17 protein-coding genes are annotated in these 18,429 nt (G+C 30.0%); 5 read left to right on the forward strand and 12 right to left on the reverse strand.

Going from position 1 to position 18,429, the window contains the following annotated elements; translation table 11 throughout:
• Nucleotides 1-33 precede the first annotated feature (33 nt).
• The 4 genes from Q0776_RS15215 to Q0776_RS15230 form a co-directional block, all read right to left on the reverse strand.
• Nucleotides 34-744, reverse strand: coding sequence for a hypothetical protein (locus Q0776_RS15215; protein WP_298370093.1), 711 nt, complete (start codon nt 742-744; stop codon nt 34-36).
• Nucleotides 745-899: 155 nt separating this feature from the next.
• Nucleotides 900-1,499, reverse strand: coding sequence for a hypothetical protein (locus Q0776_RS15220; protein ID WP_298370096.1), 600 nt, complete (start codon nt 1,497-1,499; stop codon nt 900-902).
• 29 nt (nt 1,500-1,528) lie between these two features.
• Nucleotides 1,529-1,966, reverse strand: coding sequence for a hypothetical protein (locus tag Q0776_RS15225; RefSeq protein ID WP_298370098.1), 438 nt, complete (start codon nt 1,964-1,966; stop codon nt 1,529-1,531).
• Complete coding sequence (locus tag Q0776_RS15230; RefSeq protein WP_298370101.1) at nt 1,966-3,693, reverse strand: hypothetical protein; 1,728 nt, start codon at nt 3,691-3,693, stop codon at nt 1,966-1,968. Before Q0776_RS15230 ends, Q0776_RS15225 begins: the two co-directional genes overlap by 1 nt.
• A 348-nt stretch (nt 3,694-4,041) precedes the next feature.
• Between Q0776_RS15230 and Q0776_RS15235 the strand changes: the two genes are divergently transcribed.
• From Q0776_RS15235 to Q0776_RS15245, 3 genes are all read left to right on the forward strand, one after another.
• Entirely contained in the window at nt 4,042-6,954 is a 2,913-nt protein-coding gene (locus Q0776_RS15235) for an FAD-binding and (Fe-S)-binding domain-containing protein (protein WP_298370595.1), read from the forward strand.
• Nucleotides 6,955-7,063: 109 nt separating this feature from the next.
• Nucleotides 7,064-8,062, forward strand: a complete 999-nt coding sequence (gene mgrA / locus Q0776_RS15240) for an L-glyceraldehyde 3-phosphate reductase (protein ID WP_298370103.1) — start codon at nt 7,064-7,066, stop codon at nt 8,060-8,062.
• Between the two features lie 335 nt (nt 8,063-8,397).
• Nucleotides 8,398-8,721, forward strand: coding sequence for an EF-hand domain-containing protein (locus tag Q0776_RS15245; RefSeq protein WP_298370107.1), 324 nt, complete (start codon nt 8,398-8,400; stop codon nt 8,719-8,721).
• Between the two features lie 83 nt (nt 8,722-8,804).
• On the opposite strand, the gene rimO is transcribed toward Q0776_RS15245, so the two are convergent.
• Nucleotides 8,805-10,115, reverse strand: a complete 1,311-nt coding sequence (gene rimO, locus Q0776_RS15250) for a 30S ribosomal protein S12 methylthiotransferase RimO (RefSeq protein WP_298370110.1) — start codon at nt 10,113-10,115, stop codon at nt 8,805-8,807.
• 89 nt (nt 10,116-10,204) lie between these two features.
• On the opposite strand from rimO, the gene Q0776_RS15255 reads away from it, so the two are divergent.
• Nucleotides 10,205-11,275: a serine hydrolase gene (locus Q0776_RS15255; RefSeq protein WP_298370113.1), complete on the forward strand. Its 1,071-nt coding sequence runs from the start codon at nt 10,205-10,207 to the stop codon at nt 11,273-11,275.
• A gap of 65 nt (nt 11,276-11,340) precedes the next feature.
• Here the strand turns inward: Q0776_RS15255 and ftsY are convergent, their stop codons facing one another.
• The 5 genes from ftsY to Q0776_RS15280 all read right to left on the reverse strand — a co-directional run bounded on the left by ftsY (nt 11,341) and on the right by Q0776_RS15280 (nt 14,393).
• Nucleotides 11,341-12,294 carry a signal recognition particle-docking protein FtsY gene (gene ftsY / locus Q0776_RS15260; RefSeq protein ID WP_298370115.1) on the reverse strand — a complete coding sequence of 318 codons (954 nt, stop codon included), beginning with the start codon at nt 12,292-12,294 and terminating at the stop codon, nt 11,341-11,343.
• 179 nt (nt 12,295-12,473) lie between these two features.
• Nucleotides 12,474-12,626 (reverse strand): DUF4295 domain-containing protein, encoded by a 153-nt coding sequence (locus Q0776_RS15265; protein WP_298370117.1) that lies wholly within the window; start codon nt 12,624-12,626, stop codon nt 12,474-12,476.
• A 9-nt stretch (nt 12,627-12,635) separates the two neighbouring features.
• Complete coding sequence (gene rpmG / locus Q0776_RS15270) at nt 12,636-12,821, reverse strand: 50S ribosomal protein L33 (RefSeq protein ID WP_298370119.1); 186 nt, start codon at nt 12,819-12,821, stop codon at nt 12,636-12,638.
• A gap of 7 nt (nt 12,822-12,828) precedes the next feature.
• A complete protein-coding gene (gene rpmB, locus Q0776_RS15275; protein ID WP_298370121.1) occupies nt 12,829-13,068 on the reverse strand; it encodes a 50S ribosomal protein L28 in 240 nt (79 codons plus the stop codon).
• An 80-nt stretch (nt 13,069-13,148) separates the two neighbouring features.
• On the reverse strand, nt 13,149-14,393 hold the full coding sequence (locus tag Q0776_RS15280) for a competence/damage-inducible protein A (protein WP_298370122.1): 1,245 nt from the start codon (nt 14,391-14,393) through the stop codon (nt 13,149-13,151).
• Nucleotides 14,394-14,494: 101 nt separating this feature from the next.
• On the opposite strand from Q0776_RS15280, the gene Q0776_RS15285 reads away from it, so the two are divergent.
• A complete protein-coding gene (locus Q0776_RS15285) occupies nt 14,495-14,911 on the forward strand; it encodes a hypothetical protein (RefSeq protein ID WP_298370123.1) in 417 nt (138 codons plus the stop codon).
• Nucleotides 14,912-14,944: 33 nt separating this feature from the next.
• Here Q0776_RS15285 and Q0776_RS15290 read toward each other — a convergent pair whose 3' ends face one another.
• Complete coding sequence (locus Q0776_RS15290; protein WP_298370126.1) at nt 14,945-15,646, reverse strand: hypothetical protein; 702 nt, start codon at nt 15,644-15,646, stop codon at nt 14,945-14,947.
• Nucleotides 15,643-18,372: a T9SS type A sorting domain-containing protein gene (locus Q0776_RS15295; protein ID WP_298370129.1), complete on the reverse strand. Its 2,730-nt coding sequence runs from the start codon at nt 18,370-18,372 to the stop codon at nt 15,643-15,645. Before Q0776_RS15295 ends, Q0776_RS15290 begins: the two co-directional genes overlap by 4 nt.
• Nucleotides 18,373-18,429: the final 57 nt, after the last annotated feature.

The following is an 18,429-nucleotide window of genomic DNA, read 5'->3' on the forward strand; positions in this document are numbered from 1 at the left end:
TCTATTTTTTAGAACCTTGGTTATGGTTCGAAATTAATCAATTAATTTTTTCCAAATAGAAATTGTCCCATCTCTATTTTTAACAGAAAAATATTTTGGTCTTTTTTTATATATAATCAAAGTATCTATTTTATTTAGAATTGGCAACCCATAACCCTCTTTTTGTAGAAAAATAGAAATATCGTAAATATAATTTTTATCTATTTCAAATTCATATTGTCTATAGCCAATGTGTGATACTGTTAACCGTAAAGTAGTTCTATCTCTTTTTAAATCTACAGAAGCAATTCCCTTTTCATTTGCTGAAACCCCACCATAACCATATTTCGATAAACTATCTTTATAAACTATGCTTACAGAAGGTAGTGGAATGCTGTCAAAATTAAAAATATTAATCTTTAAATTAATAGAATCTTTACTATTTGTCCAGATTTTCGAAAGATGATAACCTATTTTAATAGGTTCTGTTTTATTATAATTTAAGATTAATTTGTTTCCTTTAAATTTATATTTACCCTGTCCATATTCAAACATTCCTGTATCACCACCATATTTATATTTGAAATTTTTTTCTTTTTGAAATGTTAAACAATTAAAGAAATCTTTCATTGTATAATCAATACAGAAAGTTCCAATTAGATTAGTTTGAGCATTTGAATTGCAACAAAGCATTCCTACCAAAATAATTATAAATGGTTTAATTACAATTTGTACCTTTTGAATTATAGTTACCACCTTGTTCATTTATTAATATATTTTTTATTTTATCTCTATCTGATTGTTTTGGAATTAAAGCTTTTTTTTGAATGTTAATATTAGAATACTTAAAGCAACAAAATTATTAGTTTATTTTTTTAACAGAAAAGCACAAATTATTAAATTTGTGCTTTTGGTTCATGTTATCCTATTCCTAAACTTATTCTTTTAAATATTACCCACTTTTCATTAACTTTTTTATAGATTGATAATACTTCATTCCCCGAATTTCTGTGAAAATCGCCTAAATAGTGCCTTATAAGTGAATATTTTTTGTCTTTTGTGAAAACCGGATAAGATAAAACTATTAGACTTTTGTTATTATAGAAATCAACTCTGTGAGTCTTTACCTCTAAATTAATGATTGTTAAATTTTCAAAAGATAATTTAGAAGAATCAATAAATTTCACTCTCTTAACCTGTTTTTTGTATTGATTAATTTGAACTTCATTAAAAATATTTTCAAATTCTTCTTTTGATAAGGAATAAAAAGTAGTTAAAAAATGATATTCATAATTATCATTTGTAAATTCTAAATCTTCAAAATCCCATAACAAATAATCGGTAAATCGTTTTTCTAAAAAAACCTTTCCTTCCTCAATAGATGTTGTTAAAAAACTCAATTCGTTATTGATAATATTATAAGCATCTTCATTTTTATGATTAACTCTTGTCTTTGTAGCGCAAGAAACAAATAACAATATTGAAATTAGAATAATGAAACTTCTCGTATTTAATCGCATTTTTAATAAACGTGGTTGTGGTATATTTTTTATTCAAATATAATTGGTCGAACTTTTCTTAAAATAAAATTTTTGCATTTTTTTGGCTCAATAAAAATAAATTCTGTATTTGTTTCATCAAAGTTTTTATTTAAATTTAAAAATTCTCTACTTGTTTTAAGTATTTTTAACTCATCAATATAATGCTTATTTACAATTGTGTCGTTTTTTCTGTTAAAACTGAAAAAAAGTTCCTCAAAAGCATCATATTCAATATTATCACCTGTCAAATTTGAAGGTTTTCTCACCTTTTTTATAATTTTTTTTTCATTTATTATTTTGTAACCGCTTATTTTCCCATCAGATGAATCAATAAGTTTAGTTACAAGAGAATCCTTTTCATTAATCATGAAATACTGCGTATCAACTTTTTGAGAAAAAGTATTAGAATAAATTAATGCTACAATTAAGAATATATAAACTTTCATTATTGACAATTTTTATTTCCATTTTTTTTATGCTCTTTGATAATGTTCAAAATTTCATCTTTATTTTGAACAGCTGCCCAAGCTTCTGTAATGAATGTTGAATTTCCTGTAGGATCATTTTCATCTATCAGTTCTGTAGCTAATCCTTCCCAAGCTAATGCATTATAGAATTCATCCGAATGTTGACCATTATCAAACTGTTTTAATCCAATTGCAATAGTATTTCTATAGTGCTCTGCCATTTGTTCATGATCCCAATTTTTTTTAAATCTTCTAAAATAGTCGTAAACCCCAGGGAAACTAGTTTCATTACTCTCATCTCTTGAAGCAAATTCTCTTAATCTAGCGTGTACACCTTCATGAATAATTGTTCTAGCAATAGTTAAAGTTGTATTTACATTCTCAGCTCTATTTTCATTAATTTTGATAGTAAAAGTATTACCTATCTTAACCGTTGCAGCATTTGTAAGGCTTCCAAGTGAATTTGACATTTTAAATATTAAATCAAAATCAGATGGGTTGTCTCCATCTTCAAAATTTTCTAATATCCAGTTAATATTATTGTTATTATCGACCATTTTCCCATAAACACAATCAGCTTTTCCAGTTAGGTAATTGGTTATTTTGTCAGGTGCATCCACACACTCTCCATTAACCATAACTCCACCATTTAGACATCTATTTGGTAAAGGAAGGTTCACTCCAACTTCTCCTTCTTCGTCAGGGCAAGGATCAGTATCTACAGTTACTTTTGATGATTTACTAGGTTTATCTTGATGAAGATTTTGCTCCATTGGAGGACATTCAAATACTATTTTTTCTGAACTAGTAGCTCCATTGTTATATATTTTATTTATTATAACATAACAACTACCAGAAGAATTGCCATAAGAAAATTCAGTATATCGGGTAACACTTACAAATGTTACACCTGTATAGTTAAGTTGAATAGGCGTACTTACCGTCATTGGAGGTAGCGTAGGAGCCAAAGAAGCAATATTTACTTGTGGATTTGCTATTATATCGGTGTGTGATGTTGGATCTCCTGTATTTGTATCATAGCTGTTTAGAAAAATTTCAAAATTCTCACCTTGTTGAAGCTCATAATCATAATTATAATCTAAAGGATTCATTTGTAAAAAATTGGTAGGAGATAAATTATGAATACTTCCATTTAACCCTGTAGACAATGTGTTGTCGATAGTTGTTTCAACAGGAGGACAAGGGTCTATATCTCCTGATTTATTTGATAATCCATCTAGGTCATCAAAAAAACGTTTAAAAGGAATTATGTGCTTTTTACCCTTAAAATAACGAAAATCTCTATTATTTTCTAAAAAAGTAGCTACCGCATCTTCATCAATCACATATTTAGTAATATAAGGATCTTTTACTTTTCCATTTTTAGATTCACTTACAACAACATTATAAAACTCATTTATGGGAGCGTTGTCTACCGTTACTTGAAATGAGTAATTTGTAATACCTTCATAATTTCTAATTTTTAAAATAGAGTTTAGGTTAATAAATCCTTTTTTATAATCTACACTCTTGCTTTGAAATCCATTTTTTGAAGAAGCAACACCAGTAATTGATATTATTGCATTTATAGCTTTAGGAGCATCTTCAAATGAAACGAATTTAACTTCAGTATCAGTTTGGTTTATTATTTGTTCAATAATTTCATCGGAAATGACTAATTCTTTATCGCAATTTGTTGTAAACATTAAAATTGAGAATAATAAAACTCCAATTCTAAATAGTTTTTCGTTTGTTTTTCGGTTGTTTTTCGGTTGTTTTTCGGTGGTTTTTTAATCTTTTCATAGTGATAAAATTATTTTTAAATATTTATGTTTTTTAAACATTAAATTTAAACAACTTGGTTGACTTTTTGGTATGGTGAAACCATAAATTTGGTGTGCATTTACCTCCTTTCTTAGATTAAACCTCAACAACTATTCCAATTGTAAATTTCAATAAAACATATTAAAAAAGGAATACAGGTTACATAATTAGGGTCATAAATACACACTTTTCTAATCGCGAATTTCTATATTTGATTTTCAAAAGAAATTATTGTGATTCAACAAAATTTAAACATACTTTCTAATAAGCTAAACGGTGAGTTCGTTTTCGATAATTTGCATAAAAGTATTTATGCTACAGATGCTTCTGTATACAGAAAAATTCCGTTAGCAGTAGCTTTTCCTAAAAATAACGAAGACTTAAAAAGGCTAATTCAATTTGCTTCTGAAAACAAAATCACGCTTATTCCAAGAGCTGCAGGAACATCATTAGCTGGGCAATGTGTGGGAGAAGGTATTGTAGTTGATGTTTCAAAACACTTCACAAATATTTTATCTTTTGATGAAAAAAATAAAACAATCACTGTTCAGCCAGGAATAATTAGAGATGAATTAAATCTTTTTCTAAAACCTTATGGCTTATTTTTTAGCCCAAACACTTCAACCAGTAATAGATGTATGATTGGTGGAATGGTTGGTAATAATTCATCAGGTACAACTTCAATTCAATATGGAGTTACACGAGATAAAATTATTGAACTTAAAACCATTTTAAGTGATGGTTCTGAAGCTATATTTAATGAAATTTCAAAAGATGAATTCAATTCTAAAAAGATTGGAAATTCATTGGAAAGCAACATTTATAAATCTCTTTATAATGAACTTTCTTCGGAAGAAATTCAACAAGAAATAAAAAACCAATTTCCAAAACCAGAAATTCACAGAAGAAATACAGGTTACGCTATTGACGAATTAATTGAAACCAATGTTTTTAGCAATTCTGAAGATAATATTAATCTTGGTAAACTATTATGTGGAAGCGAAGGAACACTTGCATTTACTACTGAAATCACGCTAAAACTTGATGACTTACCTCCTACTGAAAGTATGTTGGTTGCAGCACATTTTACTAGTATTGAAGAAAGTATGAGAGCTGTGGTTGTTACAATGCAACACAACCTTTATATGTGCGAGTTAATGGATAAAACCATTTTAGATTGCACAAAAAATAACCGAGAACAACTGAAAAATAGAGATTTTGTTGAAGGTGATCCCGCAGCAATTCTAATGTTAGAATTAAAGGCTAACACAAAAAACGAAGTTGAAGAACTTGCTCAAAAACTAATTGAAGATTTAAAAAACAACAATTTCGGCTATGCTTTTCCTATTTTAAAAGGAAATGAAATTCAAAAAGCTGTAAATCTTCGTAAAGCAGGTTTAGGTTTATTAGGTAATATTATTGGCGACAAAAAAGCTGTTGCTTGTATTGAAGATACAGCAGTTGAAGTAACAGATTTACCAAATTACATTTCAGAATTTACTGAAATGATGAAAAAATACGGTCAAAATGCGGTGTATTATGCACACGCTGGAGCTGGAGAAATTCACCTACGCCCTATTTTGAATCTAAAAAAGAATGAAGACGTTGAACTTTTTAGAACCATAACTACTGAAGTTGCAAAATTGGTTAAAAAGTATAAAGGTAGTTTTAGTGGCGAACACGGTGATGGAATTGTACGCGCTGAATTTATTCCATTAATGATTGGAGAAAAAAATTATGAGATCCTAAAACATATAAAAACAGCTTTTGATCCAAACAATATTTTTAACCAAGGAAAAATAGTTGATGCTTTTCCAATGGATAAAAGTTTACGTTATAAAGTTGATAGAATTGAACCTGAAATTGAAACCATTCAAGATTTTTCTGAAAGTGAAGGGATTTTACGTGTAGCCGAAAAATGTAATGGTTCTGGAGATTGCAGAAAACCTGTTTCTGCTGGAGGAACTATGTGTCCTAGCTACAGAGCAACAAAAGATGAAAAAGATACCACACGTGCAAGAGCAAATGCTTTACGCGAGTTTTTAACCAATTCGGACAAAATAAATAAGTTTGATTACGAAGAGTTGAAAGATGTTTTCGACTTGTGCTTAAGTTGCAAAGCTTGTGCCAGCGAATGTCCAAGTAATGTAGATATTGCAGCTTTAAAAGCTGAATTTCTACATCAATATTACAAAACTAATAAGCCAACTTTAAGAACTAAATTGTTCGCAGATAACGTAAAGTATAACAAACTAGGAAGCATTGTTCCGTTTATAACTAACATTGCATTAAATAATGTAATTACAAAAAAAGTATTAGGAATTGCAACACAACGTAGTATTCCTAAATTGTACAAAACCACTCTTAAAAAATGGTATAAAAGCAACGTGAATCAATTGCATTCCAAAGAGTTTAAAAACGGTGAAGTTTATTTATTTTGTGATGAATTCACCAATTATTACGATGTAACTATTGGAATTGATGCTATTGAATTACTTACAAAATTAGGTTACAAGGTAATTATTGTAAATCACGAAGAAAGTGGTAGAAGTGCTATTTCAAAAGGATTTTTAGATAAAGCCAAAGCAGTAATTGATAAAAATATTGAGATTTTTAAAAATCTTATTTCTGAAGAAAAACCTTTAATTGGTATTGAACCTTCAGCAATTTTAGGCTTTAGAGATGAATATATTCGTTTAGCTGATGATAAAAATTCAGCAAAAAATATTTCTAAAAACACTTTTACTTTTGAAGAGTTTATAAAAGCTGAATTTGAAAATGGAAAAATTAATACTTCTGATTTTACTAATAATTCAAAAGAAATTAAAATTCACGTACATTGCCATCAGAAATCTTTAAGCACAACCGAAGCGACTTTTTCAATGTTGAATATCCCAACTAATTACAAACCAACAATTTTAAATACAGGTTGTTGTGGTATGGCTGGAAGTTTTGGTTACGAAAAAGAGCATTATAACGTTTCAATGCAAGTTGGTGAAGACACCTTATTTCCAAAAATTAGAAATCTAGGAGAAGAAATTGAAATTTCAGCAGCAGGAACAAGCTGTAGACATCAAATAAAGGATGGAACAAAAAAACAAAGCAAACACCCAATTACATTGTTAAGAGAGGCTTTGAAATAAAAAACAATCAAATCGTCATGCTGAACTTGTTTCAGCATCTCATTATAATTTTAGTGAGTATGAGACTCTGAATCAAGTTCAGAGTGACGTTTATAAAAACATATAGAATATGAGTAAAAAGAAAAAATACATCGCCAACGAAGCTCGTTACGAGAAAATGAATTACCGTAGAACTGGTAATAGCGGCTTATTATTACCTGAACTTTCACTAGGTTTATGGCATAACTTTGGAAGAAACGACGATTTTAAAAACGCAAGAAACCTTTTAAAATGTGCTTTTGACAATGGAATTACACATTTTGATTTAGCCAACAATTACGGTCCTCCTTACGGTTCAGCTGAAACTACGTTTGGTAAAATATTGAAGAAAGATTTCAAAAAATATAGAGATGAATTAATTATTTCATCAAAAGCTGGTTATGATATGTGGCCTGGACCTTATGGAGATTTAGGTTCTAAGAAATATTTAATGGCTAGTTTAGATCAAAGTTTAAAACGTATGGGGTTAGATTATGTTGATATTTTTTATCACCATAGACCAGATAACGATACTCCTTTAGAGGAAACTATGGGAGCTTTGGATTTAATTGTACGCCAAGGAAAAGCATTGTATGTTGGTATTTCCAATTACAGACCAGAAAGAGCTGCTGAAGCATTTAAAATATTAAAAGATTTAGGAACTCCTTGTTTAATTCATCAACCAAGATATAGTATGTTAGATCGTTGGGTTGAAGATGGCTTGTTAGATTTATTAGGAAATGAAGGTGTTGGTGCTATTCCGTTTTCTCCATTAGGACAAGGAATGTTAACTGATAAATATTTAAATGGTTTTCCTGAAGATTCTAGAGCTGTAAAAGATGGTCGTTATTTAAAAACGGATCAAATTAATACGCAATTAGATAAAATTAGAGCGTTAAATGAAATTGCTAAGGAAAGAGGTCAAAGCCTAGCGCAAATGGCAATAGCTTGGATTTTAAAAGACGAAAGAATAACTTCGGTATTAATTGGAGCCAGTAAAACTGAACAAATTTTGGATAGTTTAAAAGCTACAGAAAATACTAATTTTAGTAAAGCAGAATTAGATAAAATTGAAGGAATTTTGAAGTAAAAATCTCTTCTTTTTACTCAAACATTTATTTATACCTATCAAGTTTTAAAAACTTGATAGGTTTTTTATTTTTATTATAAAACCTAAACTATAGTTTTTGTAAAACAAAGACCGTTTTAAGTGCATTTTTTTCGTTCAATTGTTTTAATCTTTTAGAAAAACGTCTTCTATTTATTAAAAAATTCACATTTAACACCCTGAATATCAACATTTATAAAAATTATATAAATTATTTTCAAATATTTTTAAACCTAATTTAAACCTTTTAATTTCTAAATAGTCTAAATGCAGATTCAAATAACTTGAATTAAAAAACTAAATTAAAAAAGATACATATGATGACTAAAAACTTAATTAAAGGAATTTTATTTGCAGGAGTTTTCTCGATGGCTATTTCTGTAAACGCACAAGACGCTGTTAAAAAAGTAAAACCGGCTCCAACACCTGAAAAATTATTGAAAAATTTTGATACTGATAAAAACGGTTCAATTAACAAAGCGGAAGCAGAAGCAAATAAAAACCAAAGTATTTTTAAAAGGTTTGACAAAATTGACACAGATAAAAATGGTGAGATTTCTAAATCTGAGTTACAAACTATGATCGACAAAAGAAACAATCAGAAAAAAGGAGAAAAAAAAGGTAAAAAGGTACAAGAGTAATATAGTTTTTCAACTTTTTATTAAAACAAAAAAGGCTGTTTAAATCAATTAAACAGCCTTTTTTTTATAGTTTATATTTGAAATTACACTGGTACTCCGTATAAATCAAATTCTGTTGCTTCTGTAATTTTAATATTCGCAAATTTCCCTATTTGTACATAATGCTTTGTGGCATCAATTAACACCTCATTATCAACATCTGGCGAATCGAATTCAGTTCTTCCAACAAAAACATTTCCATCTTTACGATCTATAATTACTTTAAATTCCTTACCAACTTTTTCTTGATTTAAATCCCAAGATATCTGGCTCTGAATTTCCATAATTTCATTTACGCGCTGTTGTTTTACTTCCTCAGGAACATCATCTTCTAAATTTGCTGCGTGTGTATTTTCTTCGTGTGAATAAGCAAAAGCTCCTAAACGCTCAAAACGCATTTCTTGAACCCAATCCTTTAATTCTTGAAAAGCTTCTTCTGTTTCACCAGGATAACCAACAATTAATGTAGTTCTAATTGCCATATCTGGAACCGACTTTCTAAATTCCTTAATCAAGTTTGTGGTTTTTTCATGTGAAGTTCCACGTCTCATTGATTTTAAAATGTCATCATTTATATGCTGTAAAGGAATATCTAAATAATTACATACTTTTGGTTCGTTATGAATTACTTCCAATACATCTAATGGAAATCCTGTTGGAAACGCATAATGCAATCGAATCCATTCTATTCCATCTATTTTTGCTAGTTCTTTTAGTAATTCGGCTAAAGCTCTTCTTTTATAAATATCTAAACCATAAAAAGTTAAGTCCTGAGCAATTAAAATAAGTTCTTTTATTCCTTTTTTGGCTAATTTAGTTGCTTCAATTACCAAATCTTCTATTGGTGTTGAAACATGTTTACCTCTCATTAATGGAATTGCACAAAATGAACATGGTCTATCACAACCTTCTGCTATTTTTAAATAAGCATAATGTGTTGGTGTAGTTGTTAATCTTTCACCAACCAATTCATGTTTATAATCTGCATCTAAAACTTTTAACAAGTTTGGTAAATCGTGTGTTCCAAAAAACTCATCCACATTAGGAATCTCTTTTTCTAAATCTGGCTTATAACGTTCACTTAAACAACCCGAAACATACACTCTATCAACTTCACCTTGCTCTTTCTTATTCACATAATGTAGAATGGTATTTATAGATTCTTCTTTTGCATCACCAATAAAACCACATGTGTTTATAACAACAATGTTTCCTTCATCATTTTCATCTTCGTGAACTACATTTTTGTCATTCGCCTTTAATTGCCCCATTAATACCTCACTATCGTAAACATTTTTTGAACAACCCAGTGTTACAACATTAATTTTATTATCTTTTTTTTCTTTTGTACGCACAAATAATTATTTTAAATATTATTTTTTTGCAAAAGTAATCAAACCTTTTTAAATAGATTGAGTCTAAATACATATAACCTTGTTAAAGTATGAAAACCTATTATTACATTTTTACACTTATTTTTATTTTCTATGCTTGTTCTAAAGCCGACGCTGATATTTCGCAACCAATTAATCAACAAGAAATGTACTTTCCTCCTATTGATAATAATTATTGGGAAACTATTTCAATAAATGATTTAAATTGGAACGAGCAAGAAGTTCAACCATTATTAAATTATCTTGAAGAAACACATGCTAAAAGTTTTATTGTATTATATAACGGTCAAATTGTCATTGAAAAATACTTTAATAATCACGCTGAAACAAAACCTTGGTATTGGGCAAGTGCAGGAAAAACACTAACAGCCACAACAATTGGAATCGCCGAACAAAATGGAATAATTAATATTAATACCAAAGTTTCTAATTATTTAGGAGACAATTGGACAAGCGCTCCGCTTTCTAAAGAACACTTAATTACTTCTAGTCATTTACTAACTATGACTTCTGGTTTAGACGATGGTAACGGTGATAATGTTTCTTCTTCAAATTTAATCTATAAGGCAGATGCTGGTTCAAGATGGGCTTACCATAACGTGTATGTAAAATTACAAGATATTATTACAAACGCTACTAATGAAGACTTTTCAACGTATTTTAAAACTCATTTAAAGGATAAAATTGGAATGACAGGCACTTGGATACAAACGGGTGATTTAAGCGTTTACTGGAGTAACACTCGCAGCATGGCACGGTTTGGCTTATTAGCCTTAAATAAAGGAAAGTGGATGGACACGCAAATTGTAAACTCCGCTTTTTTTAATGATGCCACAAATACTTCGCAATCAATTAACAAAGCTTATGGTTACTTATGGTGGTTAAATGGCAAAGAAAGCTATCATTTACCCCAAACCCAATTTGAATTTTCTGGAAAACTAATTCCAAATGCTCCTGATGATATGTTTGCTGCACTTGGTAAAAATGATCAAAAAATTTATGTAGTTCCTAGCAAAAAACTAGTTATAATAAGAATGGGCGATAGCGCGGAAGATTCGAACTTTGCACTTTCTTCGTTTGATAACAACCTTTGGGAGAAAATTAACAAAGTTTTAAATTAAAAAACCTCCTAAACTAAAACAGTAAAAGAGGTTTTTAAAATATTTTTTAAGACAAAACAAATTCTTTATTTAAAAAAAGAATCTACAAATTCAATTTTATTAAATACTTGTAAATCGTCTATGCCTTCTCCAACACCAATATATTTTACAGGAATTTGAAATTGATCCGAAATACCAATAACAACTCCACCCTTTGCCGTACCATCTAATTTAGTTACTGCTAAAGAAGTAACCTCTGTTGCCAAAGTAAACTGTTTAGCCTGTTCAAAAGCATTTTGCCCTGTTGAACCATCTAAAACTAATAAAACGTCGTGCGGTGCATCTTCAACAACTTTTTGCATTACACGTTTAATTTTTGTTAACTCATTCATTAAATTAACTTTATTGTGCAATCTTCCCGCGGTATCAATAATTACAACATCAGCATCTTGAGATACAGCAGATTTTAACGTATCATATGCCACAGAAGCAGGATCACTTCCCATTTCCTGACGCACAATTGGTACATTAACTCTATCGGCCCAAACTTGAAGCTGATCAATTGCAGCCGCTCTAAAAGTATCTGCAGCACCCAATACCACCTTTAATCCTTTTTTTGAAAACTGAGATGCTAATTTTCCAATAGTAGTTGTTTTTCCAACCCCATTTACTCCAACAACCATTATAACATAAGGCTTTTTACCTTCAGGTATCGTAAACTCTGTATCGTTACCAACGTTTGTTTCTGCTAATAAACCAGCAATTTCTTCTCTTAAAATTGAATTTAATTCATCCGTTCCTAAGTATTTATCTTTAGCAACTCGTTCTTCAATACGATCAATAACTTTTAAAGTTGTTTCAACACCAACATCCGATGATACTAATACTTCCTCTAAATTATCTAAAACATCATCATCTACTTTAGTTTTTCCAGCTACAGCTTTTGATAGTTTAGAAAAAAATGATGTTTTACTTTTTTCTAAACCTTTATCTAATGTTTCCTTTTTTTCTTTCGAAAATATTCTTTTAAATAAACTCATTTTTATGTTTCAATTTTATTTTTCCAAATTGCCAAATTGAACAATTCTGAATTAACATAGCAGTATATAATATAAGGTTTAAGAAAAGCCATATACAATACTAATGCAAATATATAACAGAAAAGCTACCCTCAATGCAATTGAAAGTAGCTTTATAAATTATTTTGTAAACAAAAATTTTATTTTTTGCTCAAAAAGTCTTTTACGTTTGCTGGATCCATAATTGACTCTACAAAAGTGTAAGCTCCAGATTTTGGAGACTTTACCATTTTTATAGCCTTTGTTAATCTTTTTGATCCTGTTTGTAATGATGCTACCGATTTCTTTGCCATGGTCCTATATTATTTAATTTCTTTATGAACAGTCATTTTCTTCAAGATAGGATTGAATTTTTTAATTTCCATTCTATCAGGAGTATTCTTTTTATTCTTAGTAGTAATGTATCTTGAAGTTCCTGGTTTACCAGAAGCTTTATGCTCAGTACATTCTAAAATTACCTGAATTCTATTTCCTTTTGTCTTTGCCATTACTTAATTATTTTTTTAAGAAACCTTTTTCTCTAGCTTCTTTGAAAACTGCAGAGATTCCTTTTTTATTAATATTTTTTAAAGCAGATGTTGACACTTTAAGTGTAATCCACTTATCTTCTTCCGGAATATAAAAACGCTTCTTAATTAAGTTAGCGTCAAATTTTCTTTTAGTTCTATTCAAAGCATGAGAAACATTGTTCCCAACCATTGCTTTTTTTCCAGTAAGTTCACAAACTCTTGACATAATTCTGTACCTTTTTTAATGTATTCTCAAAACGAGATGCAAAATTAATTCTTTAAATCTAAATACACAAACTTATTTTGCTAGTTTTTTAAAATTTCTTTCCTTAGCATTTCTAATGCTTTTGTTGAGGCTCTTTCAATTACCTTTTCTCTTGGTTTTCCAAAGAAAAATTCTTCAGAAAAAACTTTAGTTGGTGTTGCAATAGCAATAAACACGACGCCTACTGATTTATCTGTTACATCTGTTGTAGGTCCTGCGTTACCAGTAGTAGCGATTGCATAATTTGTTTTAAATTTTTGCTGTATTCCAATGGCCATGGCTTCTGCTACTTCTCCACTCACCACAGAATTATCTTCAATAATTTTTTTAGAAACATTTAATTCTGAAACTTTTACAGCCGCATTATACGCAACAATTGCTCCCATAAAATACTTTGATGCCCCAGGAATTGCCGTTAACATTTTAGAAATAGCACCTCCTGTACAACTTTCTGCGGTAGCAATTGACTGTTTTTTATCTTTTAGTAACTTTCCAATGGCTACTTCTATTGTTTCATTTTCATCAAATCCTATAATTAAATCGGGAATAATTTTTTCTAATTTACCAACTTCAATCGAAATACTTTTTTCAAGTTCATTTTTAATTTTTCCTTTTCCAGATAACCTTAACCTCACTCTCCCATAATTTGGTAAATACGCTAACTTAATATTTGAAGGTAATTGATTTTCCCAGGCTTCAATTTTTTCAGCTAACATACTTTCACCCATTCCATATGTTAAAATAGTTTTGTGTATAATATATGGTAAATTAAATGATTCAATAGTTTTGGGAAGTACACTATCTGTCATTAAACCTTTCATTTCATTTGGAACTCCGGGCAACGAAACAACTACCTTATTATTCTTATTAAACCACATACCAGGAGCAGTTCCCCAATTATTCTTTAAAGCAATACATTTAGATGGCACTAACGCCTGCTGACGATTAATTTCAGTAAATGGGTAATTCATTTTAGCAAACATTGCCTTGTTGTTTTCAACAATTTCTTCATTTAAAATCAACGTATCATTAAAATATTCTGCTAAAGTTATTTTTGTAATATCATCTTTTGTTGGTCCTAATCCTCCTGTTATTATAACAATGTCGCTATTTTTTTGTGCTTGTTTTAAAGCTGAAACAATATGCTGTTTATTGTCTTGAATTGACGTAATTTGATAAACAGAAACTCCAATTTTATTTAATTCTTCTGCTATCCATTTTGAATTTGAATCTAATATTTGTCCTATTAAAATTTCATCTCCAATTGTTATTATTTCTGCTTGCATTTATCTGTATTATTTTTGGGTAAAAATAATCTTTTCAACGCAACCTTTTAAGGTTTTTAACATCTTCTTATTGAAAGAAAAAACTAAAACCTACTAACGCTATGATATCTACTAATGAATTAACCGACAACGAACTACTTAAAAGAATTGAAAACTGTACTTTGAGTCCTTCATTTTTAACTCATGAGGTTTTATTACGACTTTCGTATATACTCATTAAAAAGTACGGAATAGATGAAGCAATAAATAAGACGGCCGAGATTAAAGAAAACTATTTTATAAATGCATTAAATAGTAATAAGTTTAATCGTACCTTAACAAGAGCCTACACGGAAATTTTATATTACTTTATGCAAAATTCGCCAAAGAACGCAAGTTTTGAAAAAATTCTTCGCGATTTTCCAAGACTTAGATACAATTTTAAAAACTTAGTAAAAACACACTACGGTTACGATATCTTGAAGGAGCATAGAAAAGAAGAACCTTCAGGAATGAAACCTATATTGTTTACCTTTTAAAAAAAAGCAGCTAAAGAAATTTAGCTGCTTTTTTTATTGAGTTCTAAAATCAAATATTTGTGATTCAGAACTATTACCATAACTATCTTTTGTTATAATTTTCCAATAATACACCTCATCTACATTTAAGGTTAAATTATCTATTTTAGTACTTGTTGTATTTTGAATTAAAGTACTTGGTGGATTTGTTGTTGAAAGATACACATCGTAAGACTCAATATCTCCATCAGCATCACTTCCTACCCATTCTAATGAAGCGTTTGAATTACTTATCCCTCCAATTGTTGGACTTACCGCATCTGCTGGAAATGGGGCGTAATTTTCAACCGGTAAGCCCGCATTAAATAATTTCCATGTTTCACTTGTAGCTGTTGCAGAAGTTCCAGATGCTTTAGAAATTACTTTCCAAGAATAAGCCACACCTCTCAATAATGTCATTGTTAATTGCGTCCCAGATGTTGAACTCTCAGTTGCTTGATTAGAATCTAAATTGGTCAAAACAACAGTATAAGTGCTTGTGTTTTTTGAAGCATTCCATTCAAAATCAACATTACTTTTAGTTTCTGAAACAATATTTCCTTGATTACATTCAGCATTTTTTAATGGTGATATTAATATTGCCGCCTCTGGAGATTCAACAATTGGTTGCTCATCAATATCATCGCCACCACCTCCGCAAGCCATTACAGATAAAACTAAGGTTAAAACAGCTATTTTTTTTAATTTAATTATCATTCTTTAATAATTTTAGATTGAGAATTTATTGTTGAAGAAACTATTTGAATAAAGTATATTCCACTTTCTAGACTCTCAACATTTACATTTATTTTATCATTTTTTATCACTAAATTCTTTTGATAAATTAGTTTTCCTTCAACTGACACAATTCGATAACTTAGCTCCTGTCCAAAACTTGTATTTGGCAAAGCAATTGTAAAACTATTATTAACCGAATTCGGATAAATTGTAACAGAATCAAATACATTTATTTTTTCATTATATACTCCTTGGCAATCTAAATCAGTTGTAATACGCAAGTTATTTTCACCATAATTAAGGTTTAACTTATAAATATTCTTGTCGGTAATAGAAACTACTCCATTGAGTTCAATCCGATAGCGATCTGCACCTTCTAAATCGAGTATCACTTCTTTACCTGCCTTATTTACTTTAGATGAAACGCTCAAAGGCTCAGGCTCAGTTACTTTTAAATTAAAACATTGCTTAAATGCAGCATTTTCGGAAGTTGTAATGCAAATTGTATAATCACCAGCACTCAAATTATCAAAAACAACATTTGTTGTAAAGTTTTTCTCAAGAGCAGCTTCTACTATTTTAGCTGTAAAAGGTAAATTTTCAATTGAAGTTATTGTTATTGAACCATTATTACTATTTGCACAATTTTCACCCGAAACTAAAACTTTAAAATTATTAGCATCCAATTCAAAAACTGAACACCCTTTAGTATTAACAGTTGTTCCCGTTGGAGTATCTGGACACTCATCATATTCATCTGCCACACCATCATTATCTTGGTCTTCAGCTGGCAACTGAATACAATCTTCACCTGGGAGCCCATAACAACCTAAACCAGTTGGACTATACTTTGGATCCCAAGTTATTCCTGCTACCCAATTATCACCTCCGTTTTCATAAGCACCTACATCTGGGTTAGCTCCGGTATAACCATCAGTTATTCCATCAATTACTTTTCCTGCGTCTATTGGGCTTGTTCCAGCTTTTAATTGAAAATCACCTCCATCTATACTACTAAAAACGTCTGCAGAAACTACTAAATTATTTTGTTTATCAGATTGAGGTTCCCAATTATCATCACTTCCTAAATTATTCCAAACTTTAACATTTGAAAAGGATGTTCCATCTTTATGCCAAGCTCCCATAACTTGAGAGCCATCCCATAGGGTATTGTTAAAAATATCAAGATCTTTCCCATTCCAGTTTATTTGAATACTAGACCATTCAGTATTCCAAACAACGTTGTGGTGTACAGAAAAACCTTCGGCATTATTATCTAAATAAATACCAGCAGCCTTTTTCTTATCACCACTTGAAGCAGCATCATGAAACCAATTATGGTGAATTTCAGTACCTGATTGTTTACCAACTGTATAAAATAAGGCGCAGTCATCAGCGATTAAATTACTTCTTGAAATGTCATTAAAAGCCAATTCATTGTTTTCTCCACTGTAGTTAATTCCATCTCTACCACCATTGAATACTTCATTTTGTAAAAACTTTGTATTGGTGATTCCTCTAATAACAACAGGAGCATCATAAGATCCTAAAAAGTTAAAATCGTGAATTCTATTATCTTTAATAATATGATTATTACCTCTAACTTGTATACCAGATGCTGCGTTAAAAGCAATTTCACTCTTTTCAATGGTATTGTTTTGTCCTTGAACACTTATACTAGGAGAGTTGGCATTAAACCCTGAAACAATTCCTTGTGTATGATTTCCGTAGAAAGATGAAATACCATACAATACATTATTTGTAGTTCGATCATTGGTTTGCCAAGTTGATGAATCTTCTAAATTAATACTTCCACCAAAAACAGCTAAATTTCTAACTTCGATGTACTTTTTATCTTTTAAGTTGATAGTTTCAATTCTTCTTCTCATTTTTACTACGCCATCAACTGGAGCAGTTCCGTTAGGCAATTGGATAAATAACTCTTTAGTTGAAGCGTTATAATACCATTCATTTTTATAATCTAATGCATCTTTTACACCTTCTAAATAAAAGTCTCCCAAATCTGCCGGAGCATGAAATGTTCTAATCCAGTCAGGGTTTTTATTTAAATTAAAATTAACTCTTCCACCAGAACTACTTGTTATTGTCGCTTTCCAAGCAATCCAACCAGATCCAGGTTTATCTCCATAGAACCAAACAGCACCACCTGTCCAATCGTGACTAGGAATACTAGATTCAGTTAAGTAAGCATTAGAAATAACACTTCCATCACTTCCTCCTGTATTTCTTAAGGTATTTAAATCGAATGGACTATCTCCAACAGTTTTATTTGGCCAACGTGCCAAATCAAGGGCAGTTTCTCCATTCATAACAAAATTCTGCTGGCCTAAGCCATTGAAAGGAATTGTGGTTTTATAAATACTACCAGAATCTTGGGTCCATCCAGAAAGAGCTTCCATAGCACTTATAATAACTTTATCTCCTGGATAAGATTGAAAAATAATAGGGCTTCCCGCTGTTCCTGAATTTGAAGGTTTTAAGGTTTCTTCATAAGTACCTTCTTTAATAAAAACAACATCACCTGCAACGGCAATACTTGCTGCTTTAGAAATTGTTAGGTAAGGTAATTCTTCGGTTCCTGGATTAGAATCGTCACCATCTTTTGCTACGTAAATGTTTTTGGAATAAATACTGCTCAGCATAAAAAATGCTACAAGCAAAAACAATTTATGTTTTACTTTCATTTAATTTAAATTTTAACCCAAAAGTACTTCAGTCAAAACCCAACAAGTAGAACAATT

Origin of the sequence: uncultured Lutibacter sp., assembly GCF_947495725.1 — a bacterium.
In the GTDB taxonomy this organism is placed as follows: domain Bacteria; phylum Bacteroidota; class Bacteroidia; order Flavobacteriales; family Flavobacteriaceae; genus Lutibacter.